Below are 24,310 nucleotides of genomic sequence, written 5' to 3' on the forward strand. Positions count from 1 at the left end.
CCGCTACGCATTCCCTATTACGCTCTACGCGCGGTTATATAATGAGCCGATATCGAGTTCTTTCCGATATTTTGCAACGGTACGGCGGGCAATGGAAATGCCGTATTTTGCCTGCAACAAATCGGAAATTTTTTGATCCGAAAGTTTTGAACCGTTTGCAGCGTATTCGGTCAGTAATTCTTTTATACAATCTTTTACACCTTCACGTGTGGCGGGTGTTCCGTCCGATGCGGAAACATCTGATTGCGAAGAAGTTTGGGGGGACGATTGCGGCTGCACTGCTATGGCATTGGTAAAAAAATATTGTATTTCAAAAGTACCCCATTGGCACTGTACATATTTCCCTGCAACGGTTCTTGATACGGTAGATTCATGGATATCCAGTTCCCGCGCTATCTGTTGTTGCGTAAGCGGAACCAGCCGCCGCTTATCACCGGTTAAAAAGAATGCTTCTTGTGCCGACACTATTTTACGCAACACCTCTACAATCGTTTTTTCCCGCTGATTCAAACTTCCGATAAAAGCCTTAGCCTTTTGGATCTGCTCTTTTATATACGTTTTAGCCGCCGCATCTTTGGTATGATGTATTAAGTCCTGCAATTCGGGTGAGACGGTAAGAAGCGGTATTTCAAAATCATTTATTTTTATACTGAACTCTTCGCCAGTCCGCTCGATGGACGCTGTTGGAATAATATACTCATCGGGTGTTATATCAGCAGTGAGTACCCTTCCCGGAAAAGGATTAAGCGAGGCTATCAGAGACAGGATATCTTCCGCATTTTCTTGTGTCAGTTTATAAGGAATTGTCGAGTCTTCATTGACTGCACGGACGAGTGAATACGGACGGGCTTTTTCCAAATAAGCAAAATGATTCGCTAAAATATCGATAGTATAGGCATAAACAGGGTCTATTTCGGTCTTTTTGTGGAATAATATCTTTGCTTGAACCAAAAGCGATTGCTTAAAATCCCGTGTTGCACATCCGATAGGATCAAGCCGTCGAATAACCGATAATGCATGAGATATTTTATGCCGCGTAAAAGCGAGCGCTTTCTCTCCTTTGTTTTTAGAGAGTTCCGTTTTAAAAAGTTCGTTTAGCGGGACAACATGGAAACCGTCATTTGTTAAATTTCCGATAATCCGTTCGGCAAAAGACGCGGTAAGCGGATCCAGCTTGTGAACAAACAGTTGTTCCAAAAGATGACTTTGTAAGCTCTGCTGCTGAGGCGCCGGAATATTTTCTAAAAAAGTCTGGAATACGTCGCTTGCTTCCGTCGAAAAGGATGACGATGTTCGGTCATTGCGGTAGTACGGCTCTTTCCGTTCGAGCAGTTTTGCTTGACCGGTTGACGCAGGCGATACTTGTTGTGTTCCGTGGATGAGTTCCAAAGCCGGATTTTCAGCAAGTTCTTCCGCAATTCTTTCTCGAAGTTCGACGGTCGGCATTGCCAATATATCCAGCGATTGGATTTGACTTTGACTCATCCGCTGCTCAAGCCGTTGCCCGAGCGTTTGCGCCATCTGCTGCATAGTTACCGGCCTATCCGGAAGGCACACCCGATCGAGCAGGTACAACCGCGTAAAGACGTGCCTGCGGAATTGGGTGGTGTATAGGAGCTTGGCTCAGTTGAGGTGATGCCATTATAAATAATACTACTACCTTCCATTGTTATACAATATTGATAAAAAAGATTAATGAATACTAAAAGGAACGGCAAGCAGTTCCAATGCAACCGGATATTACCGTGCATTGCCCATCCGCCGCCCAGAATGTCAACATATCGCACGTTAGTAGCATGGTGGATATCTTCTGCGAAAGCTGTAATATCGGCAGTAAGGTGAAAATCCGATAAAAGCGTTAGTTTATGAGGGAGCGTTGCTTCAAAAGCGACTCCTATTGCCGGTATCATTAATTGTTGTTGATACGATACAGCCGATCCTATATGCGGCACCTTAGGTAATGCAGGGCTCCACGGTTCATACGTTCCGTTTGGCCGTATTTTTGCATATTGCAGATAGCCCCCATAGGAATGCCAACTGATTTTCGAATAGTAAAAACTGAGCATCGGTTCTATCGTCATTGCAATACCGGCGCTCCTCATTGCTGCAGACTGCGGCATCGGCAACTGTAAACCGAGTTTTGCCATCCAGCTTAGCCCGTTAACGATTGTACAGTTATGTTTGGAAAATTTGGTTATTCCCGTCTGCTGAGGAGTCGCCAGAATCCCCTCAAAGTCCAAATCGGTCATGGGTGCGGTAGCCATCGGCTGCATAAATGAAATATTCCCTTCAAGGTGAATCCCTTTCGGGAAATATACGCCGCCATAGAGCGTGTAAGAGGCCGAAGGTGTAAGCGGCCATTTTAGATCACTTAAAATGGCATCATAACGGCACACATACTCGCGGCTTTCGGCAATCATGGTGTTGAGCGAAAATGCGATAAATCCGCTTACCGGAAATTTTTTTGTCTTTTCAGCAGTATCGAGACGCTTTGCGTCCTGTGCTAAAAGTATTGGTGGTAAGAGGAAAAAAAAGATAAAAAATATTGAAAACAAGCGACACGGCCGCATAGCGGAACTATAGTCTTAATTTGCAATCTACTCAATATCTTTGGATAGGGAGGATAGGCTCTTCTTATCGTTTTTTAATTTTAGAAAATATCGGGCAGGGGGGATTTGAACCCCCGACTTCTTGGTCCCGAACCAAGCGCGCTACCCCTGCGCTACTGCCCGTTTGTGTGATTATATCGTAACTATTATAAAAATAAAAGCTCACCACTTGCGCGGTGAGCTTCTTCGGGAGCGACGGGGCTCGAACCCGCGATCTCCGGCGTGACAGGCCAGCGCGATAACCAGCTTCGCTACGCCCCCGTAATGGCGGTAATAATATACTTATTGGAATAAAAAGTCAAGAGAAATATTACGAAATTTTCTCCGAAGCCTCCTCTAATCATAAAAACAACCGAGTCACTACAGAAATGCCGATAAAATTGATCGCCGTGATAATAAGCGTAAGTTCTATCACAAACCGCTTTTTAAACAAAGACAACAGCATAAAGAGGTTTTTTATATCCATCATCGGGCCGTATACTAAAAAACCGAGGATTGAACCGAAGGAAAATCTGTTTAAGAAGCTGCGGGCGATAAAGGCGTCGGAGGTGGAGCAAGCAGAAAATACAAAAGCGAAAAGCATCATCACAAGAAGCGAACCTGCCGCACTGCCGCTTGTTATGCTGAAAAACTCCTGAGGCACGGCCGCGCGTATCAGGGCGGTGATAAACGCACCGAGGATTAAAAAGGGGCCTGTGGTAAAAAATTCCGAACAGGTGTGCATCAATAGGGCGTATACTTTTACTTGCAGCCATTGCGCTTTGCTTTCTGTAGCGGTGCCCTCGAAATTGTCCGATTGAGCTTCGCTGCGGCTGTTCTGTGTACTTCTGCCTGTTGCAAGACGAAATGCTGCCACAGCACTATCAAGGGAATGCGGCTGGGCTGTCGGTTGCGTATCAAAATCTTCCTTTAAGTATTTTTCTTCGGGGTAAAACAGCAGTAAAAGCCCAATCGCAAATGCAATCAGCAAACCGAAGAACAGCCGGTAGAACGCTACGGACGGCTGTTGCGGAAAGGCGTACAGCGTCGACACAATCGAAATAGGGTTGACGATGGGGGACGCAAGCATAAAAGTAACCGCTATAGGCATCGCGACGCCTTTTTTAATCAGACTGCGCATCAGCGGAACGGCAGCACACTCGCAAACGGGGAATAACGCTCCGGCAAAGAGCGCGGTTAAAAAACCGAGCCCGTATTTTTTAGGAAAAATCTTGACCAGCAGCCGGTCGGGAACAAAAGCGTATAGAGCCGAGGACAAAAGCGCCCCCAGCAGCATGAACGGCACCGCCTGCAACACGATACCGGTAAATACCGTATGTACGGTAGAAAAAAATGCCGTCATATAAAACCTTTCTACAATCCGTATGAATACAGGCAGGTGTCGAGGTTACCGCTCTTTAACGGCCGCTTTTTGAGCGTAATGCCTGCACGCAGGAATATGTCTGCAAAAGCCGGTTTGTCGGTAATAAAACCTAAACGCCAGTTGTCAAACTCGTGCGGAATGGACGTCATTTTTTCGTAGAGCGTGGTTGCTTCCTGTTCATCGCCGAGGCGGTCTCCATAAGGCGGATTGGAAAGTAGCACCCCTTCGGGATACGGCGCGGCAAGTTCGCTAAAATCAGCTTGGATAAATTCGGGGCGCGGGATACGGTTATCTTTTCCAATCCGTTGCAGCGCTTTGCCTGCAAGCATACAAGCGCGCTCCGCATTGGTTTGCGCAAGCCGCACCGCCTCAGGATCGTTGTCGGAACCGCTCACTCGCACCAAGCAATCCGTGCGGATATTGAGCGCACCGCGCCGGCGCTCTTCTTCAATAAGCTGCCGGTCTTTTTTAGACGAATAACAGGTAAAGGTTTCAAAGGCAAAGCTGCGGCCGATTCCGGGCGGGATATTATAGGCATACCACGCCGCTTCAATCGGGATGGTACCCGAACCGCAAAAAGCGTCATGCAGCGGCAGCTTCCGTTTCCATTGCATACACTGCAACAGAACAGCCGCCAGCGTTTCCCTCATCGGCGCGGCGCCTCCGCTTAAGCGGTATCCCCGCCGGTGCAGCGGCTCTCCCGAAAGGTCAAGCAGCAGATACACGCGGTTATGTTCTATGTATATGCGTATACTGTACTCTCTCCCTGTTTCCGGTAATACATCCATCTTCCATGCGGAACAGAGCGCGGTGCATACCGCCTTATGGACAGCCCGCTGCACTGCATGTTCGGAGGCGAGTTTGCTCTTAAAGGTTCTCACCTTGTCTACCGTTATCTTGGAATCTCTGGAAAAAAAACGCTGCCAATCTACTGCGGCAACGGTGTCATACAGTGTATCGAAGTTATCAGCGGCAAATTCTTTCAGGACGAGATAGAGCCTGTCCGCAGTGCGGAGGTAAAAGTTTGCACGCATGATGCTTACAACTTCAGGCTCCTTCAGTGTAGAGGTAAAAAAAACACGTCCCGGCAATCGGTTAACCGGCTTAAAGTCTAACAGTTTTAATTCATTTGAAAGGATCGGCTCCGCGCCGACTGCGCAAAGCGCTAAAAATTCAAGCATGAAAGGACTATACTCATTTTAATTGATTTGCACAATTGGATATTAGGGAATGCCGGGGCAGCTTGAGCTTTTAGCGATGCCCTTGTTATTTCTATAAAAATAGCAGATACTCAAGCCCATAATACAGCTGTTTTTTATTATCGGTTTTAATAATCCCTTATCCTCAAAACGAAGGAACGTATGCGTAAAGTTTTTACCCTTTTAACCGGAATTTTTTTCACTTTTTTATGTACCTCTTGTGAGCAGTTTACCTCGGATATAGATACATATTTGGGGTATTGGGCGGCAGAGATTGCTCCGGTAAGCTATAGCATTGATCAGCTTCAAAAACCGTACCCAACAAATAAAGACGGTGTCTTGTGTATACCATCAACAAGCGATGTAACGGTTACGATTAACCTGCGTAATCCGAAAAACTTTACGCTCGTTATGCCTAACTCCCCTTCTCTCGATGCAGGAAAGGTTATCACATTTCCCGGGCTTTCGCCGCAGCCTGAGTATGGCGAGTTGAAAGACTACACTTTAACGCAAACCGCAAACGATAAACTGGAACTTAAATACAAATCGACCTTTTTGCAAGCGCACGAGTGGGGTAACGGTGACATTAGTCCTGAAATTACCTTCATCACTGGCCGCAGGGTGTTTCGTAGAAAGTTCAACTTAAATTTAAAAGTTGACACCGCCCCTGCTTTGGAGTACGCGGGAATCGGAAAAACGACGGTTGGTACTGACAACTACTATGTGCTTTTATTCCGTGTAACAGGTATGGACAAAACAGCACGCGGTCAACTTGTACATAAAGACATCAAAGAATTGATTGTTACGGCGGGCGGAGGAAGCCCTGTTGAGCTTCCTCTTAACTTTAATGCAGGCAAGACAGACTTTGAAGCGGTCGCAGACCTTTTAGCGGAAAGTGCGGTACAAAAACTTAAACCGTCCGATCCCGAACTTCCGTCACCGACCGCGCAGGATTGGATACTCCGCTTAAAGACTGATGTAAAAGTCGGCGGTCCTGAAAAAGCATACGATGTCAGCATAAAAGACGCACAAGGAGTAAGTTCTGCGGTCATATCGGCAGGTACTCCCCAAAATAAGCTTGGCGATGTGAAATTGCTTGACGGTTTCACCCCAATGGCGGAAACCCCTACATCGCCGGGAGTATCTGAGGCAAATCCAAAAGTATTTGCAGGTATGAGCGTAAAAACCTTGACAGCAAAAGCACAAAGCGGAGCGGCGATAACGGGAGCTATCTATAAGAAAAACGGCAGCGCTTGGACAGAGACGGATACCGTAAGCGGTATAACGCCTGTTACGGTAAACTTACCGGCGTTCGGCACAGGCGAAACCGAAGCGCTCTACAAAATTACTCTCAAAGCTCGGTTAAGCGGCTACGACGACAGCGACTCAAAAGACTTCTTTATTAAGTCGGTACGGTACGAGCTGCCCGTCCTTAAACTGAAGCAGGCTTTTGGCAGCAGCGATAACTCTTTGTACTGCATCAGCGCAGGCACTAAAGGCTATGTTACAGAAGACATCATTCCCGATGCGGGACAGTATATATCCTCAAACCCGCTGGTTATTTACAGTATGCGCAGCGGACAGTGCAAGCTTGCGCTTAGTGCGTCCGCAGGAACCACGGTAAAGTATAAGCTGGACAGCGGTACCGAACAGTCGCCGTCGGCGCCGGCGGAAATAATGGTATCCGTCGGTGCACACACACTTGAAGTATGGACTGTAAAGGGCACAATAGAAGGGCCGCCCACTACCATGCATATTAAGGTGGTAGATGCCGTAAGAGCCTACGGCGAACTTAAAAACCTTGTAAAAAACGCTCCCGAACAAGGTACGGGTACGGGGCAGTATAATTATAGCAGCCCCATAGATATTAAAATCGGCGACGACCTGAACGCTTCGATCGATACCGAAATAGCGATAACCGGCGGCAAAAAACTGGAACTGCTTAGTTCGCAAAGCGGTACCGTCCGCACTGTAAACGCAAATAACAACGGGCGCATCTTCAAAGTAAGCGGAGCCGGCACGGAGCTTACGCTGAATGATATAAAGCTTATGAACGGTAAGCCTGCTGACAACAAAGGTGGTGCGGCTTACGTCGAAACGGGCGGCATACTTGTGCTGAAAGGCAAGACTGTTATTACCCCATCCATCGGCAGTGAAGTAAACACGCCGGGCAAAAATGACGTGTGTCTGGATATTACAAAGAGTTCTTCGATTAAAGTGGATGGTGCTTTGACGAGTACCGAGCCTATTGTTGCCCGTATTACACCTGTACCATACAGCGATACGCATAGAGTGCTTACGGGCACGGCCGTCGGCAGTGAATATATCAAGTTCAGTGTAACACAAACCTTCGATTCAACAAACCTATGGAAAATAAAGAATGACGGAAAATTGGAAGCGATTCCTAGTGTTATAAACGGCTCGGACTCCCTCGCATGGCAAAAGCTAAAAAATGCCGTGCAGAATTTCCCCAACGGTAGTATTATCACTATCAACGGCGAAATTAAAGCGACAAACGAAGGTTCGGGCCCGACAGCCAATTACGGCGAAATCGTTATCAACAAGAACCTCACGATTAAGGGCAAAACCGGAGCGGCTTCGGATATTCTTAACGCAAACGGCACTACCACGGATCCCAATGCCCCTCCGATGAAGCACCGCATCTTCAAGGTAACAAGCGGCAAAATGCTTACCCTTGAAAACCTGACGCTCAAAAATGGCAAGGCAGAAGGGACTGCACCGGCTGACTGCGGCGGGGCAATTTACACAGACGGCGGTACAATCAATATTACAAACTGCACGATTACCGGCAGCGAGGCGGGCAACGGTGGAGCTGTTTATGCACGTCAAAACAGTACCATAATGATGAGCGGCGGTAAAATCTGCGCCAATAAAGCATCGTCGTTCGGCGGCGGTATGTATATACACACCAGTACATTGAAACTTACAAACAATGCACTCATCGGCGGTGAGCAATATTATGCAGATTCCGCACCCAACAAGATAAAAGGTAATATTGCAGAGAACGGCGGCGGCATATACTTTGAGTCAACCGGTAACAAAACGTTTGTGATGGAAAACAGTACCGTCTCTTTCAATACCGCGGACGGGACTTTGTTGCATAATGACAGCAGTGGCGGCGGCGTGACACTTGGCTCATCTATAGAGTTTACAATGAAAGGCGGTGCGGTAAAAAACAACAAAGCCGTCAGTGATACCGGAAACCTGTGCGGCGGAGGCATAGCACTCCGCGGTACAAACAGTAAGTTTATTATGGAAAGCGGCAATCCTGAAATATCCGGCAACGAAGCAGTCAGTACGAGTGCAAACGCTTCCGGAGGCGGCATATTTGTCGGCTTCGGCGTAACGTTGGATATTAAATCCGGAAATATTACCGGCAACGATGCAAAAGAAGGGCAAGGCGTGTATGTATCTTATTCAATGTCTTCCCCTCCAAATATGTGTATGTCCGGCAGTGCAAAAATCGATACAAACAACGATGTATATTTGTCAGGGTTTTCCACCAATACAAAAATCAAACTTGACGGTGTATTAAGCGGTGTCGCTCCTGTGGCACGCATTACCGTATCGAACAACAAATACCTGCCGAGTACGCAAGTGCTTGACGGCGATATAACAGAAGGTACACCGCAAAACTATACCAAGTTTACCGTAACGCCGAAAACTTTAGGCGGGGGAAGTACGCAGCAATGGGAAATAAACAGTAGCGGATTTTTACAAAAGGCACCCGTAGTTATAAACAACACAGGTCTTGCGTGGCAAAATCTCAGAGACGCGGTTGCCGCCGCCGCGGACGGTGACACCATCATCATAAACGGTGAGATTAAAGCGACAAACGCTAGTGATAACAAAGGCGAAATTACTGTCAATAAAAACCTTACGATAAAAAAAGCGGACGGCGCAATATCTGCCGTTTTGGACGCAAACTGCAATCATAGTGGCACTCCTCCTTATGGTGCTCCTACAACGCAGTACCGTATCTTTGATGTACAAAGCGGCAAGACACTCAAGCTTGAAAATTTGACACTTAAAAACGGAAACAAAGTAGGTATAACTGGCGGCGGTATTTTGGTTACCGGCAAAGTAGAGCTTACAAACTGTACTATCGAAAGCTGCAAAGCGTCAGACGGCGGTGCAATAGGAGGCAGGGGTGAGGCAAAACTTACAAATACAGTAATTAAAAAGTGCGAGGCAACGTCCAAAGGTGGCGCTATTTACACAAAAGGCGGTAACGTTACCATGACGAACTGCACCCTTACGGGCAACAAGGCAAAGAACGGTGGCGCCATCTATGCGGAAAAGAACACTGGGCCGAGTATACCGGCTGCCGTAACAATCACAGGCGGTGCAATCGGCGACATAAATGCGTCTAACGCAAATAAAGCGACCGGGACTGGAACAGACGGTAACGGCGGTGGCATTTATATCGGGGGAGACTGCACAGTCACACTTATAGACGGCGTACAGGTTATCGCCAACACGGCAGTAAACGGTGGCGGTGTATATGTGGATATAAACAGTACATTTAAGATGTCTGGCGGTACAATTAAGAATAATATAAGTGGTGCGGGAAAAGGCGTTTATGTAGCAGCTTCTTCCGGTGGTATGTACAACCAAAATGGCAGGTTTATTATGGGTGGTGAAGCCTGTGTCGGAGAATGGAAAGACGATGGTACCCTAAAAGACGGAAATGATGTTTATTTAGGACAAAACAGAGATAGCGACGAGCTTGTGAGCATAGTCATTGACAGTGAGAAGCCCATAACGAAATCGAAGGTTGCCTGTATTACTCCGCACGCATATAACTTTGAAGACATTGTACTAAGGATGTCGGACACCACTGCGGTAGGAGCTTATACGGATAAGTTTACCGTAACGCCGCAAACGGTTCCCTCTCAGGAGTGGAAGGTAGGCAATGACGGCAAACTGATACGAAAGTAATCGTAAACAGTGGAACATAAAAAATTGAGAATGGATACTATTACCCATTCCTAATTTTTATGTGTATATGAGTGTATTGTTTCCGCTATACACCTTAATTAAACGGGGACAAAGCGATGGAAAATCGGTAATTAACGCAAGTGCGGGGATGTCGACAAACTTCGTTTTTTAGAGATACCCAATAGTGCCTTTCTGAGAGGTTTTTTATGGAAAAGATATTTGACTCGGTACGGGAGCTGGATAAGCGGGCAGAAGATGCCTTTAATCTAAAAAACCGTGTACTGATGGAACATGCTGCCCGCGGTATGGCCGAACGTATTCGGAATCTTCTTTTATCACGTTTATTGTATCCACAAAATATGCAGGGACGTTCGAGGCAGAACAATGCTTTGGATTTATCGTCTTCGCACATAAAATCGCTGCAGATGGAACCGCTGCTTGTGCAGATTGTCTGCGGTTCGGGTGATAACGGCGGAGACGGGTATGCTCTTGCGCGGCTGCTTGTCGATTTTTGTACTGTTCAGGTTGTTTCGGTAAAAGCACCGAAATCACCTTTGTGTAAACTGCAACGGGAACGGCTTGAGCTGCTCGACATTTCGATAGCTGCCGAATTGCAAGAGCGTTGCGATGTACTGGTTGATGCGGTGTTCGGTACGGGGATCCGCGGCAGCCTTGATAGCGAAATATGCGCTTTGATTGAGCGGATGAATGCAATACAAAGCTATAAGATTGCCTGCGATATTCCAAGCGGTTTAAATGAGTTCGGTATACCATCGCCTGTTGCGTTTCGTGCCGATGAAACCTGTACGATGGGAGCCCTTAAAACTGCTCTCTATGCCGACGCCGCAAAGGATTATACCGGCACTATTCATGTTTGTAATCTCGGTCTGCCGCGGCGATGCTACGAAGGTGAAACCGATACCTTTCTCCTGTCTGTGGAGGATATGAAGCTGCCTCACCGCCGCGTGCAAAATACCCACAAGATGAGCTACGGGCATGGGCTTTTTTTCTGCGGCGAAAAGACCGGCGCCTGCATACTGGCGGCCACAGCTGCGCTCCACTTCGGAATCGGTTTGGTGACAGTATTCGGAGAACCTGTGCCTGCTGCTCCGTTCGATTTTATGTATACGTTACAGCTACCCGAAAACTTTTCCGCAGCAATGGTCGGCTCCGGATTAGGGCGAAGTTCCGATGCACAGGCTCGGGCGCTCGACTTCCTTTCACAAGAGCACGTTCGGGAACAGCCTCTCATTCTTGATGCCGATATACTGCATAACACAAGACTGCCTGAACTGCTGCCGCTTTTCAAAGCGCCTATTCTAACGCCGCATCCAAAGGAGTTCCAAAGTCTGCTTGCAAATAGCGGGCTCGCGCAGGTAAGTGTCGCCGAAATACAGGAGCGCCGGTTTGAATATTTGAGACTGTTTTGCAGCGCTTTCCCGCAGGCAGTCATAGTATTGAAAGGCGCTTATCCGCTTATCAGCTGCGGAAACCAAGTATTTGTGAATCCGCTCGGAACCAATGCGCTCGCCAAAGCGGGTTCGGGCGATGTACTGAGCGGGATGATTACCGCATTAGCGGCTCAAGGATATCCGCCCTTAGAGGCTGCGTATACCGCAAGCCTTGCCCATGCCGAAGCTGCAAAACTACTGCATACTGCCGACTACGGTTTAACGGCGAGCGCACTTGCGGAGGCCGCCGGTAGGCTGGGAGGCTAAAGGAGTAACAATAAACTATGCCAAGACCTAGATAGACAATACGGCTTTATTGTGGTATTATCATGCCATAGAGGGATAGTTATGCCGCAAATAGTTCCGATACGTGATTTAAAGAATACTGCAAATATTTCCGCCTTGTGTCATGAAAGTAATGAACCTATTTTTATAACAAAAAACGGTTACGGCGATATGGTAATTATGAGTATGGAAACGTTTGAAAGAAACTCCTTTTTTTATCGTCTGTATGATAATCTGAATGCGGCGGAGCTGGATGTGAAAGAAGGGCGTGTTATCGATGCTGATGATGCAGTTGCAGAACTAAAATCCAAGTATGGTTTATAAAGTCAGAGTAACCGATAAAGCAAAGACTGATCTTGATGAAATTATCAGGTATATTGCGGAAAAGCTTTCAAATGTAACAGCTGCCGCCAATTTGCTTGCGGACTTTGTAAAACAGAAAAATAATTTACAGGATTCGCCATATATGTATCCCCTTTGTAATGATATAAAATTGCAGAAGAAGGGATATCATAGATTCCTTTTTTATAAAAACTATCTAGCTTTGTATTCGATTGATGATAAAGAAAAGATTGTACATATATTGCATATATTTTATGCAAAAAGAGATTATGCAAAATCGGTATAAAACAAAGCATTGAAAAAATATAGGGCACGATAACAGCCATCTCTAAAAACTGCCGGATTTTCAGGAATAACAGATGCACTTTGTACAAGCAAAAGGAATTTTATCAGCTAAGAACGGAATGAACTTATACCGCGGTTGCACGCATGGGTGTATCTATTGCGACTCGCGCAGTGAGTGTTATCATATAAACCACGACTTTGAAGATATCGAAATAAAAGAAAATGCAATAGAGCTGCTCACAGATGCCTTGCAGCGAAAACGCAATAAGTGCATGATCGGTACCGGTTCTATGACCGACCCGTATATGCCGCTGGAAGAAAAACTCGGTATGACGCGGAAAGCGATAGAGACCGTCCACCGCTACGGTTTCGGTTTTACTGTGATAACAAAATCGCCGCTGATATTGCGCGACCTCGAACTTTTACAGGCGGTAAACGCCAAAGCAAAATGCGTTGTACAAATGACGCTGACCACCTATAACGATAGCTTGTGTAAAATACTTGAGCCGAATGTTGCCGTTACCGGTGAACGGTTTGCCGCGCTTAAAACGCTACGCGACGCAGGTATTCCAACCGTTGTGTGGCTTACGCCTATTCTTCCCTTCATCAATGATACGGTGGAAAATCTCGAAGGTGTTTTACAGTATTGCATCGAAGCAAAAGTACGCGGCATCATCTGTTTCGGCATGGGCTTAACGCTCAGAGACGGCAACCGAGAATATTTTTATAAAAACCTTGATGCAACGTTTCCGGGCTTAAAAGAACAATATATCCAACGCTACGGTACCTGCTATTCCGTTATGAGTCCGCACAATACACGTCTGATGAATATTTTCCGCACGCGGTGCAAAGAAAACGGCATAGAAACAAACCCTGATATCATATTTGCGTATTTAAGCGCTTTTGATAAAATCCCCGGAAAGCCGAATGCACAACTGGAATTGTTTTGATATAATGGAAGCCAATACGTAAACAAATTAATTAGGAGCATATTATGAATGAAAATGAAACTGTAGAAAAGAAAAAGCAGACACTGCAAGACATTGACATACCGAAATATATCCAAATTGCCAGTGTTATTTTTATTACGCTCTCTATTCTTGCTGCAGCACTTAATTTAGTTATTGATATTTTAACGCAAGGGCATGCAACATTAAATCAATTAACATATCTTTTAAAAGTCGTATCAGATGTAACGCTCGGATTGGTATTCTGGGGAACAGGCCAAGTATTTGCAAAGTTACTGGGAAAGGCTTAAACTACATGAACCGGCTGTTAAAATATCTTAGATTGTATTTTGGGATTTCGCTTATCCTTTCAATACTCGGCTGTATTGTTATCGTGTTGGCTGTAGCGGTGTCTTTCGATGGGTATACCGCGTATCCAATTTTCGAACAAAAGCCGTATTTTTTCGTGGTTTTATACTTTATTGCTCAAATGATCAGTTCACTCAAAGTAATATTCGGCGCATTGATTGTTAGCCTTATCGGTTTTTTTATCGTTCTACACTTTCGCCGTCTGTATGGAATGTTACGAAGAATGGTATAACGCAACTATCTGTCATTATTATCGTTAAAATTGATGGGAAGATACTATGAAGATATCAAAACGCAGAAGTTTTATGAAAAAAATATTTATCGTATGTGGTGCGTTTATTTTTGTCGCGCTTTGGATCAATTACGATATGGTTCGCTTTGCAAAACAATATGTCAAAAATGCTGATGATGAGTGCCTCTCGAAATCTGATTGCATTTTAGTGTTAGGTGCGCGTGTTTGGCGCAACGGACAGCCGAGCCATATCCTAGAAGATAGAATTATAACCGGTATCGATTTGTACCGTGCCGGTATTTCTCCGGCGATTCTGATGAGTGGTGATCATGGTACAAAAAGCTATGATGAAGTAAAAGCAATGAAACAGTATGCAGTAGAAAGAAGTGTTCCGGCTGATTGTGTGTTTACGGATCATGCCGGTTTTTCTACGTACGATAGCTGTTACCGAGCGCGTGATATTTTTTGTGCAAAAAAGGTTGTGATTGTAACACAGCAGTATCATTTATATCGGGCTCTCTATATTGCACGCTGTTTGGGTCTTGAGGCATACGGGGTTGCAAGTGACCGGCGGTTTATCTACGGAGAAAAACGCCGTCAGATACGGGAATTTTTTGCACGGATAAAAGCAGTCGGTGCAATTCTGATTAAAGCCGCTCCCCGTTATTTAGGTGAACAAATTCCTATACAAACTTCACAGGGAAGTGCAACGGATGGTTAAGTCTGTGATTGGAAAAATCTTACGTGTACATCATTGCCTCCTCTGTGCTATAATCCCGTCATGATGGAAAAAACAATGCTTAATATTGCACACAGGGGATTCCGCAGCCGGTATCCTGAAAACACCATGCTTGCCTTTCACAAAGCGGTGGAAGCCGGCTGTGATGGAATAGAGTTTGATGTACATCTTTCAAAAGATGGCGAGGCTGTTATTATTCACGATGAAACGGTTGACCGCACGACTGACGGTACGGGGTTGGTCGGACAGAAAACATATCATGAGTTAAAAGCGCTGAATGCCGCAAAGCCGCATCCTGAAACGATAGATTTTGCGCCCATTCCTTCATTACGGGAATACTTTGAATATATTGCAACACAGCCGAATATCATTTCGAATATTGAATTAAAAACCGGCGTTTTTGTTTATGAAGGAATTGAAGAAGTTGTATATCAACTGCTGAAGGAATACAAACTGATCAGCCGCTGTATTGTGTCGTCGTTTAATCACGAAAGCGTGCTGCGGATGAAGAAGCTCGATTCGGCGGTAACGTGCGGATTATTGGTAGATAGCTGGCAAATTCATCCTGAGCAGTATGTGCAAAACCTCGGTATCGAATGTTATCACCCATCAGCTTATTGTGTAACGCCCGAACTGGTTGGGGCGTTACATCGGGCTGGTATCCGCATCAATCCGTGGTTCGGCAGTATTCAGTGCGATTACCGGCAGCTGATTGAAATGGGGGTAGACAGTCTTATTACCGACTACCCCGATCGGATTACCGCGTTGATGAAAGACCTTCATCCGGCGGCGGCGGATTAATCCAATACCAATACTGCCGGTTTATTCTGACAAACGAGATAAACTTTATCGCAACCCGCACTACCAAATATACAATTTGTACATGTTGAATAAGTGAAGTATAATTCGGGATCAAAAAGAATAATATGAATGAAAGAGGGATGATAATGTCCGGTAAGCACTCACGGCTGTCAAGGTTTGTTGCTGCTAAAAGTGAAGAAAGGAAAAATACATTATAGAAACTTACCACACCTGTGATATACACCATATTGTTCTTCCCAAAGAGACAGGCAGCGGTATAGGTAACGGCAAACGATAGTATTAAATGCGCAATGAGACGGATAGAAATTGCATGAGATCGGATGATTGAATGAATTGCGGAGATGGCTGTTCCCGACATAATAGTGATCAGCAGAGCTTCTCCGCCTGTTATATTCAAAATAAGAACTGTATCTGCTGCTGCGTGAATCGACGGTATTGACATAAGCCACGATGTCAACCCGATAGCAACAATTCCTTCATTGGATCCGATTTTTCCAAAAAACATTACCCGCCGCTTATAGCGTTCCCAGAAACTTCCAATCTGCCCTGCATATAAATTAAAGAAGCCTATTGTAATAAGAGCCGGTTTTGTTATCTTGAAAGATATCATCAGAATACTCATTAAAAGACCGGTCACAAAACAGTCTAAAAAATGGTCAAAATATTCACCAAGCGGTGAACCGGTTCCTGTTTTTCGAGCTTGTTTTCCATCGGCACAATCGCCGGTCAAATACATCAGTGCAAGTAATGGAATAAGCCACCAGTGGTCGTACCTTCCGACATAGTACCCATGTACTGCGACACAAAAAGCAGTAATAATACAAAGAAAGGATGAAAATGTAATAAAATTTGCCGGTACACGATAAGGTAAAATTTCTACCAAAGGATTAACGAAAAACTTATATAATATCGGCGATAGAATAGATTGATCTTCTGCACTATATAAATATTTTTTAGCCATAGAAAACTCCGCGTAAGAGAGTATTGCGTCCCGTATAACACTCGTGTCGCTGTTTATGTTGTGCTATCTGTATTATACGGGAAAATATCGCCTACGCCCTTGTGTAATTTTTTATTTCGGTTCTGATGCGGTTTGCAAGTTCTGTGCGGGGAATGCGAACCTGCTCCATAGAATCGCGGAAGCGTAAGGTTACGGTTCCGTCTTCTTTGCTGTCATAATCGACGGTAACACAGAACGGAGTTCCCGCTTCATCTTGGCGGCGGTATCGTTTACCGATTGCGCCGGATTGGTCGTAGTCTGTGCGGAAGTCTTCGCGCAATTCCGCTTGAATATCCTGTGCCAATTCCGCAAGTCCGTCTTTTTTCATCAAAGGCAGCACCGCTACGGTAATCGGCGCAATAACCGGATGAAAATGTAACACGGTTCGCCAATCATCATCGTTGCCTTTGTCGGCAACTTTTTGCTCTTCGTACGCATCGCAGAGGAACATCAAAAGGTTGCGGGTTAAACCGGCTGAGGTTTCGATGATGTACGGAATATACCGCTCGTTGCCGTTATCCTGATCGATATACTGCATATCCTTACCGGAATATTCGGTATGGCGGGTCAGGTCAAAATTTGTCCGGTTGTGCACACCTTCAAGCTCTTTAAAGCCCATCGGGAATTCGTATTCGATATCGTAGGCGTCTTTTGCATAGTGAGCAAGCTCATCCGGGCCATGCTGATGCCAGCGTAGTTTATCCATGCGGACACCGTGCTTTTTGTAGAACGCCCACCGCTGTTCACGCCAGTAGTTGAACCACTCGTCGTCGGTACCCGGCTTTACAAAAAACTGCATTTCCATCTGCTCAAATTCGCAGGTACGGAAGATAAAGTTTTTCGTTACAATCTCGTTCCGGAATGCCTTTCCGATTTGCGCAATACCGAAGGGAATTTTCATCCGGTTGGACTGCGCAACGTTTTTATAGTTCACATAGATACCCTGTGCGGTTTCGGGGCGTAAGTAGATGAGATTGCTGTTATCGTCCGTCGGTCCGATATGGGTTTTAAACATCAGGTTGAACTTCCGTACATCGGTGAGTTCACCGCCGCAGTCGGGGCATTCTTTTTTAGCTAACTTGTCCTGATCAATCTGATCGGCACGGAAGCGTGCTTTACATTTTTTGCAGTCAACCAACGGATCGGTAAAGTTCTCCACATGCCCGGAAGCCTCCCACACACGTGGGTGCATCAAAATAGCTGCATCGATACCGACAATTGAGTTGTGCAGCTGGGTCATTTCCTTCCACCATGCGCGGGCGATGTTGTTTTTTAATTCAATCCCGAGCGGGCCGTAATCCCATGCCCCGTTTTGCCCTCCGTAAATTTCAGAAGACTGAAACACAAAACCGCGCCTCTTGCACAGGCTGACAATTTTTTCCATTGAAATTGCGTGATCTTCCATACTGTAAGCTCCTTTTTTAGTTATGCAAAGTGTCGCTGACTGCTATGCAAAGCGTTCCTTGATTGTTTTTTCGATACGGGCAATAGAGCGGTCTATACCTAAGATCTGTATCGAACCGACCAGCGGCGGACTTACGCGGCTGCCCGTAACGGCCATACGCATCGGCATCATAAAGTCGCCCAATTTAACGCCCATTGCCTCTGCCTCCGCACGGAACACCTCGCTTGCCGCGTGCTCGTCAAGGTTTGCAATCGAAGGCAGAACGATCTTTGCTTTTTCGAGTACCGCCTTCGTTTTCTCCGCATCCAGTTTCTTGGGGATAATCTCTTCTGCAGGCGGCACAGTCGGTTCTTCAAAGAGGAACCGCACCATTTGCGGGGCTTCCGTCAAAAAGTGGAGGCGTTCTTTAATGAGCGGCATCACCTTCATCAGCATTGCCTTTTGTTCATCGGTAGGTTTAAGCAGAGTCTGGTCGGCAAAACGTAATCCGGCTGCTTCACGCGCTGCTTGATCTTGCTCACCGAAGATTCCGGAGTTCGCAATGAACGGCCATGTCAACTCAAAGAGTTCTTCATCGGTTTTAAGCCGCATATACTGTCCGTTAAACCATTCCAGTTTTTTATAGTCGAAGATTGCAGGGGCTTTATTGATGTGTTCGGGATTAAAGCGTTCTCCCAATTCCTGGAGTGAGAACATATCTCGGCCTTCTTCGTAAGAACAACCGAGCATCGCAACATAGTTGATAATCGCTTCTTTTAAATAGCCGTTGTTGCGGAATTCATTACAGCTGGTCGCGCCGTGCCGCTTGGAAAGTTTGTGTCCGTCATTTCCCATTACCATCGGCAAATGGCAAAAATCAGGATGATCCCACCCGAATGCCTTATACATAATGACATGCATCGGGGTAGAGGGAATCCATTCTTGGGCACGCATGACATGTGTAATCTTCATTAAGTGATCATCGACAACGTTTGCCAAGTGATAGGTGGGGAAGCCGTCGCTTTTCAGCAAGATAGGGTCAGGGTTGATGTCTTCGTTTTTCCACTCGATTGTACCGAGGAGCACATCGTGGAACACTGTTGTTCCTTCAAGCGGCACCTTAAGGCGGATAACATAGGGTTTTCCCGCTGCGATATTCGCATCGATTTCTTCCTGCGTTAAATTGCGGCAGTGCCGGTCATAGCCCGGAGGCATCTTATTCATGGTCTGGATTTTTCTTATGCGTTCGAGCCGTTCTTCATCGCAAAAGCAATAATAAGCATGGCCGCTTTTTACCAGCTTATCGGCGTACTCGCGGTATAATTCGGAACGTTGCGATTGAATATAGGGGGCATAAGGGCCTCCGCGCGGGCCGCCTTCATCCCAGTCCATTCCAAGCCAGTCAAGGGTATCGTAAAGATTTGTTTCGTATTCGGCAGCATAGCGGGTTTGATCGGTGTCTTCTATACGCAAGATGAATTTTCCGCCGGTAGCGCGGGAAAAAAGATAATTAAATAATGCAGTACGTACTCCGCCAATGTGCTGTAATCCTGTCGGAGACGGAGCATAACGGCTTCGAGTTTCCATATTTTACTCCTAACCATTTTGTAAAAAAATGACAGTTTATAATTATAGAAACTTTTATCCTTTTAAGCAAGTACGGTTTTTTTAATTGGTTGTTGTCATGGATAACTTGACTATATAGAAAAATATATATTATTATATATTTAAGAGGTGATGAAATGTTAGTGGAAACTACTCAAATTATGCCTATAACCCAGTTGCAGAAAACTCTTACGCAGACTGTCAGAAAGATTTCTGAGGACAAACAGCCGGTTTTCATCATGAAAAACAACATTATGGAAGCGGTTATGATTCCGTTCGACCGTTATGAAAAACTTTCCGAACTGGAGGAACTTGAAGAACATAAAGAAATTTTTTCGATGGTTCAAGACAGGCTAAGTCATTATGACGCTTCAAAGACAGTCAGCTTATCATCTTTGCGGAATAAATAATGGCAGAAAAATGGGAAGAAAAAAAAGACAAATTCGAAAAAATCCAATTAATTCCGGAGGCTGCTGAAGAATATAACAATTTGGATGGCAGTATCAAAATTGAGGTAGATAAGAAATTTATAAAACTTGATAAAAACCCCTTTCTTGGTTTTCCGTTAGGTAATAAAGCTAATATGGATTTGACAGGTTTTTATAAACTTTATGCCTGTGGAAAAAGTGTTCGGATCGTTTATCGACTTCTGACCCCCGAAAAAGTAGAAATTATAGAAGTTTGGGGCATCGGGGAAAGGGAAAATATGGAAGTATATAAAGATGTAGAAGACCGGAAAAACGGCTCCTAAAGAATCAACACCCCCGATGCTCTGTACTGGAGGTGTTGATTGGAATGGGCTGCCTTACTTCTTATTAAAGAACGCTGCAAAAGGATTGTACTTTGTGCCGTCATCGTCCTTCCGCGGGCGGGCTTCTGCAACACGCCGTTCTGACCGGACTGCGGGCTGCCGCTCTCCGCGGTGGCTCAGGTGTTTTTCACCCTGTACGGCAGGGGCGCCGCTGCTAGTCTTAACCGCAACGGTTTTTCCGTCCTTGGTTTTTACGGTAATCTTTTTTACTTCCGCCTTTTGCTTTGCGGTCAGCTTCCCCTGTACCCCGCTTTCGCTTTTCCGGCTGAGTGAGATGCGGCGGCGCGCTTCGTCGAGTGCAATAATCCGGCATTCGACAATATCGCCGACTTTTACCGCCTCAAGCGGGTCGGAAACAAAGCTGTCGCTCATCTCGGAGATGTGCAGCAGGGCGGTTTCCTTAATACCGAGGTCAACAAAGGCGCCGAAGTCCACAACGTTTTTGATCTTGCCCTTAACGGTCATGCCGAGTTTCAGGTCTTCAAACAAGAGAACGCCCTGCTGCATAATCGGCTTGGGGCAGTCCTCACGAGGGTCACGGTTCGGTTTTTTCAGCTCTTCGATAATGTCGCTGACTGTTTGCTCGCCGAGCTGATATTTTTCCTGCAGCTCCGTGCGCACCTCTTTGGTTACCGGTTCGTTTTTGCGTACAATCTGATAGATAACCTCCGCTGCAGGATAGTTTTCGGGGTGTACCCACGAGTTATCCAGCGGATTGGCGCTCTCCGGTATCTTTAAAAAACCGGCGCATTGTTCAAAGGTCTTAGGCCCTAAACCGCTCACGTTATGAAGTTGCTCCCGGTCGGTAAAGATGCCGGTTTTTTCGCGGTGGCTGACAATTTTTTTCGCCAATCCGCTCGTAATACCGGACACGTATTTGAGCAGCGAGGCACTTGCGGTATTCAAATTAACACCGACATTGTTTACTACCGAACCGACAACCGCATCCAGCTCTTCTGAAAGCTTTTTCTGGTTTAAGTCATGCTGATAGAGCCCAACACCGATAGACTTGGGATCGATTTTGACGAGTTCGGCAAGGGGATCCTGCAAGCGCCGCCCGATGGAGATAGCACCGCGGATGGTCAAATCCAAGTCGGGGAACTCTTCGCGCGCCACATCTCCTGCGGAATACACAGAGGCGCCGTCCTCATCAACTACCGTAAACAGTACTTCGGGGCAATGCGTTTTAATCACATCGGACACAATTTCTTGTACCTCGTGAGAGCCTGTCCCGTTGCCCACTGCGATGAGCTGTACCTTATAGTCTTTTACCGCCTTGAGCAGCGCGGCTTTTGCTTCCTCTGCCTTATGCTGATAAATAACAAAAGAGCCGAGGTACTTGCCCGTTTCGTCTAAGGCAGCGCATTTGGTGCCGGTTCTAATACCGGGGTCTACGCCGAGTACGCGGGTTCCCTTAATCGGCTGCGTCATCAAAAGATGTTTTAAGTTTTCGCTAAAAATAGTAATGCCGTGGGTGTCGGCGTCTTCGCCTAAGTTGCTGCGGATTTCGCGCAGTACCGCAGGACTGAGCAGCCGGACAATGCCGTCTGCAATCGCTTCACTGTGGTATTTGTTGTGCTGTACCGAACGGCTCTGTACCCGCGCAACCGCTTCGTCTACATCAACATTGATTTTTACTTCCAAAATACCTTCACGCTCTCCGCGGTTGATAGCAAGCACCCGATGCGGTTTAATCTGATTCAGCGCTTCGGAATAATCCCAGTACATCTGATACACGGAGGTTTTCTGCGCTTCTTCATCACCGATACCCTTCACCTCAAAAAGACCGGTCGCCATAAAGAAGTCATGTACCGCTTTCCGGTTTTCAGTATCCTGCGCTGTTTCTTCGGCAATAATATCGGAAGCTCCCGCAAGCGCATCCTCTACCGTCGGCACATTCAACGTTTCGTCTTCGCAATCGGTTTTAACAAAGTCCTGTGCCCGTTTTACAAGCTCCGCTTCTTCCAATTCTTTCATTAAATCCGCTAAGCCCTGCAAGCCGCGTTCAACAGCCAGCATACCGCGAGTCTTTTTCTTCTTTTTGAAGGGTGCCCAAATATCTTCAAGCTCTGCCAGCGTTGATGCCTTCATAATGTTGTCATAGAGCAGCTCAGTCAGCTTTCCCGCTGCAAACACACCCCGCACAATCTCAAGCCGCCGCGTTTCCAAGTTGACATAGGATTTAAACAATTTATCGGAATCCCGCACCTGAACCTCGTCCAGCGAGCCGTGCATTTCTTTACGATACCGTGAAATAAAAGGAATTGTGCATCCTTCGTTGACCAATGTGATAACTGCGGAAACCTGCTGCATTCTAATGTTCAGCTCTTCCGCAATTCGTTTCATAATTTCGACCTCATTTACCGTAAGGCCGTCAATAAACTCTTGAGTTAATTCCATGCGGGCGAGTATACCGAATTTTCGCTTTTTTTTAAAGGGGATAAAAAAATGCTACAGGTGTCTTTCCGTAAGCCTTTTGAAAAGATGTGGGTAGATGCTAGGAGCGTACAAAAAACACCCGCAGGCGTACTTATTGTACGTCGAGGACTGTTTTTTTGTTAAGCGACAACGCAGATGCCCACATATTTTCAAAAGGTGTGCTAGACGTTGAATTTGAAGAATATAATATCCCCATCCTGCACGATGTATTCCTTGCCTTCTTGACGATAGCGGCCGGCTTCTTTGATTTTTTGTTCAGAGCCGTATTTAAGGAAGTCGTCAAAACTGTAGACTTCCGCTTTAATGAAGCCTCGCTCAAAGTCGGTGTGGATAACGCCGGCCGCCTTGGGTGCGGTATCTCCGGCATGGATTGTCCATGCACGGCATTCGTCTTTTCCGGCGGTAAAGAAGGTTCGGAGTCCAATCAAATGATACGCTGCATGGGCAAGAACCGATAAGCCCGAAACTTTGAGCCCGATCTCTTCCAAAAAGGCAGCACGTTCTTCCGCATCGTCGATATCGGCAAGCTCCGCTTCAAACTTTCCGCAGATAACGACGGTTTCGGCTCCCTCCTGTGCGGCGATTTTTTTAACCGTTTCGATATACGCATTCCCGTTTTTGATTCCGTCTTCATCGACATTACAAACATACAGCTGTGGCTTCATGGTAATCAGGTGCGTGTCGTACATCACGGCTCGCTCTTCATCGGTTAAATTGGCATTGCGGGCGCCCTTTCCGTCTTGCAGCAAGGGCTTGATTTTTGCAATTGCGCTCATCGCAATCGCCGCCTCTTTCTGCATATCTTTACCCATACGGGTTGCCTTGTCCGCCCGTTCCGCCCGCTTTTCCAGCGAAGCAAGGTCGGCAAGTGCGAGTTCAATATTGATAGTTTCGATATCCGAGGCGGGATCAACTTTGTTATTTACGTGAACGATGTCGGGATTATCAAAGCAGCGCACGACATGCGCAATAACACCTACCTCACGGATATGAGAAAGAAACTGATTGCCGAGCCCTTCACCCTTTGAAGCTCCCTTTACGAGTCCTGCAATATCGACAAACTCGACGGCAGCGGGGATGGTCTTTTTCGGTTCAAAAAATTGAGAGAGCTTTGCAAGCCGTTCGTCAGGCAGATCGACGATACCGACATTGGGGTTAATAGTACAGAACGGATAGTTTGCCGCCTCCGCAGGGGCACGGGTTAATGCAGAAAAGATGGTTGACTTGCCGACATTCGGCAGTCCGACAATACCGCAGTTTATAGCCATAAGGGAACCTCTTTAATCGATTATATTACATAGAAAGACAGCTAAAATCTTTATTTTTCTATACATACGGATATTCTAAGAATCACGAAATCCCAATGATTATTAGTGTAATCTATCACGGAATGCCGACGACTTTTACTGCAATATATCACGAAAAACCGATGAATAAAAGGGGTTTATTACACAAAAATTGAAGAT

The 24,310-nt window shown here is 46.0% G+C and carries 19 protein-coding genes and 2 tRNA genes; 10 read left to right on the forward strand and 11 right to left on the reverse strand.

Translation table 11 applies throughout. The features are described 5' to 3' along the window. Nucleotides 1–24: 24 nt before the first annotated feature. The 6 genes from rpoN to E4N65_RS11765 all read right to left on the reverse strand — a co-directional run bounded on the left by rpoN (nt 25) and on the right by E4N65_RS11765 (nt 5,153). A complete protein-coding gene (rpoN, locus tag E4N65_RS11740) occupies nt 25–1,530 on the reverse strand; it encodes an RNA polymerase factor sigma-54 (protein ID WP_253673364.1) in 1,506 nt (501 codons plus the stop codon). Nucleotides 1,531–1,532: 2 nt separating this feature from the next. Then, a complete protein-coding gene (locus tag E4N65_RS11745) occupies nt 1,533–2,555 on the reverse strand; it encodes an omptin family outer membrane protease (protein WP_253673365.1) in 1,023 nt (340 codons plus the stop codon). 105 nt (nt 2,556–2,660) lie between these two features. Next, a tRNA-Pro gene (locus E4N65_RS11750) sits at nt 2,661–2,732 on the reverse strand. Nucleotides 2,733–2,796: 64 nt separating this feature from the next. Continuing rightward, nucleotides 2,797–2,870, reverse strand: a tRNA-Asp gene (locus E4N65_RS11755). Nucleotides 2,871–2,949: 79 nt separating this feature from the next. Next, nucleotides 2,950–3,951 (reverse strand): permease, encoded by a 1,002-nt coding sequence (locus E4N65_RS11760; RefSeq protein WP_253673366.1) that lies wholly within the window; start codon nt 3,949–3,951, stop codon nt 2,950–2,952. Between the two features lie 11 nt (nt 3,952–3,962). Then, entirely contained in the window at nt 3,963–5,153 is a 1,191-nt protein-coding gene (locus E4N65_RS11765) for a THUMP domain-containing class I SAM-dependent RNA methyltransferase (RefSeq protein WP_253673367.1), read from the reverse strand. Nucleotides 5,154–5,333: 180 nt separating this feature from the next. On the opposite strand from E4N65_RS11765, the gene E4N65_RS11770 reads away from it, so the two are divergent. The 8 genes from E4N65_RS11770 (at nt 5,334) to E4N65_RS11805 (ending at nt 15,584) form a co-directional block, all read left to right on the forward strand. Then, on the forward strand, nt 5,334–10,133 hold the full coding sequence (locus tag E4N65_RS11770; RefSeq protein WP_253673369.1) for a right-handed parallel beta-helix repeat-containing protein: 4,800 nt from the start codon (nt 5,334–5,336) through the stop codon (nt 10,131–10,133). 206 nt (nt 10,134–10,339) lie between these two features. Beyond that, nucleotides 10,340–11,851: an NAD(P)H-hydrate epimerase gene (locus E4N65_RS11775; protein ID WP_253673371.1), complete on the forward strand. Its 1,512-nt coding sequence runs from the start codon at nt 10,340–10,342 to the stop codon at nt 11,849–11,851. Between the two features lie 81 nt (nt 11,852–11,932). Beyond that, nucleotides 11,933–12,193: a type II toxin-antitoxin system Phd/YefM family antitoxin gene (locus tag E4N65_RS11780; RefSeq protein WP_044014397.1), complete on the forward strand. Its 261-nt coding sequence runs from the start codon at nt 11,933–11,935 to the stop codon at nt 12,191–12,193. Further along, nucleotides 12,183–12,497: a type II toxin-antitoxin system RelE/ParE family toxin gene (locus tag E4N65_RS11785; protein WP_044014394.1), complete on the forward strand. Its 315-nt coding sequence runs from the start codon at nt 12,183–12,185 to the stop codon at nt 12,495–12,497. The genes E4N65_RS11780 and E4N65_RS11785 overlap by 11 nt, the downstream gene beginning before the upstream one ends. 73 nt (nt 12,498–12,570) lie before the next feature. Next, entirely contained in the window at nt 12,571–13,446 is an 876-nt protein-coding gene (locus E4N65_RS11790) for an SPL family radical SAM protein (RefSeq protein WP_253673373.1), read from the forward strand. Nucleotides 13,447–13,490: 44 nt separating this feature from the next. After that, nucleotides 13,491–13,754: a hypothetical protein gene (locus tag E4N65_RS11795; RefSeq protein ID WP_253673375.1), complete on the forward strand. Its 264-nt coding sequence runs from the start codon at nt 13,491–13,493 to the stop codon at nt 13,752–13,754. Between the two features lie 363 nt (nt 13,755–14,117). Beyond that, complete coding sequence (locus E4N65_RS11800) at nt 14,118–14,765, forward strand: SanA/YdcF family protein (RefSeq protein WP_253673377.1); 648 nt, start codon at nt 14,118–14,120, stop codon at nt 14,763–14,765. A 60-nt stretch (nt 14,766–14,825) separates the two neighbouring features. After that, a complete protein-coding gene (locus E4N65_RS11805) occupies nt 14,826–15,584 on the forward strand; it encodes a glycerophosphodiester phosphodiesterase (protein WP_253673378.1) in 759 nt (252 codons plus the stop codon). Here E4N65_RS11805 and E4N65_RS11810 read toward each other — a convergent pair. The 3 genes from E4N65_RS11810 to gltX all read right to left on the reverse strand — a co-directional run bounded on the left by E4N65_RS11810 (nt 15,541) and on the right by gltX (nt 19,576). Beyond that, nucleotides 15,541–16,566 carry a CDP-alcohol phosphatidyltransferase family protein gene (locus E4N65_RS11810; protein WP_044014384.1) on the reverse strand — a complete coding sequence of 342 codons (1,026 nt, stop codon included), beginning with the start codon at nt 16,564–16,566 and terminating at the stop codon, nt 15,541–15,543. The genes E4N65_RS11805 and E4N65_RS11810 overlap by 44 nt on opposite strands. A 91-nt stretch (nt 16,567–16,657) precedes the next feature. After that, complete coding sequence (locus E4N65_RS11815) at nt 16,658–18,010, reverse strand: glycine--tRNA ligase (protein ID WP_044014383.1); 1,353 nt, start codon at nt 18,008–18,010, stop codon at nt 16,658–16,660. A gap of 42 nt (nt 18,011–18,052) precedes the next feature. Then, nucleotides 18,053–19,576 carry a glutamate--tRNA ligase gene (gene gltX / locus E4N65_RS11820; protein WP_044014380.1) on the reverse strand — a complete coding sequence of 508 codons (1,524 nt, stop codon included), beginning with the start codon at nt 19,574–19,576 and terminating at the stop codon, nt 18,053–18,055. Between the two features lie 179 nt (nt 19,577–19,755). On the opposite strand from gltX, the gene E4N65_RS11825 reads away from it, so the two are divergent. Beyond that, complete coding sequence (locus E4N65_RS11825) at nt 19,756–20,004, forward strand: type II toxin-antitoxin system Phd/YefM family antitoxin (protein ID WP_235619786.1); 249 nt, start codon at nt 19,756–19,758, stop codon at nt 20,002–20,004. Further along, entirely contained in the window at nt 20,004–20,345 is a 342-nt protein-coding gene (locus E4N65_RS11830; protein ID WP_052185483.1) for a type II toxin-antitoxin system RelE family toxin, read from the forward strand. The genes E4N65_RS11825 and E4N65_RS11830 overlap by 1 nt, the downstream gene beginning before the upstream one ends. A gap of 54 nt (nt 20,346–20,399) precedes the next feature. Here E4N65_RS11830 and E4N65_RS11835 read toward each other — a convergent pair whose 3' ends face one another. Together E4N65_RS11835 and ychF are read right to left on the reverse strand one after the other, a co-directional pair. Continuing rightward, a complete protein-coding gene (locus tag E4N65_RS11835; RefSeq protein WP_253673379.1) occupies nt 20,400–22,805 on the reverse strand; it encodes a helix-hairpin-helix domain-containing protein in 2,406 nt (801 codons plus the stop codon). Nucleotides 22,806–23,005: 200 nt separating this feature from the next. Next, nucleotides 23,006–24,112 (reverse strand): redox-regulated ATPase YchF, encoded by a 1,107-nt coding sequence (gene ychF, locus E4N65_RS11840; RefSeq protein ID WP_044014374.1) that lies wholly within the window; start codon nt 24,110–24,112, stop codon nt 23,006–23,008. Nucleotides 24,113–24,310 lie beyond the last annotated feature (198 nt).

Origin of the sequence: Treponema sp. OMZ 855 (genome assembly GCF_024181145.1) — a bacterium.
Lineage (GTDB): Bacteria > Spirochaetota > Spirochaetia > Treponematales > Treponemataceae > Treponema.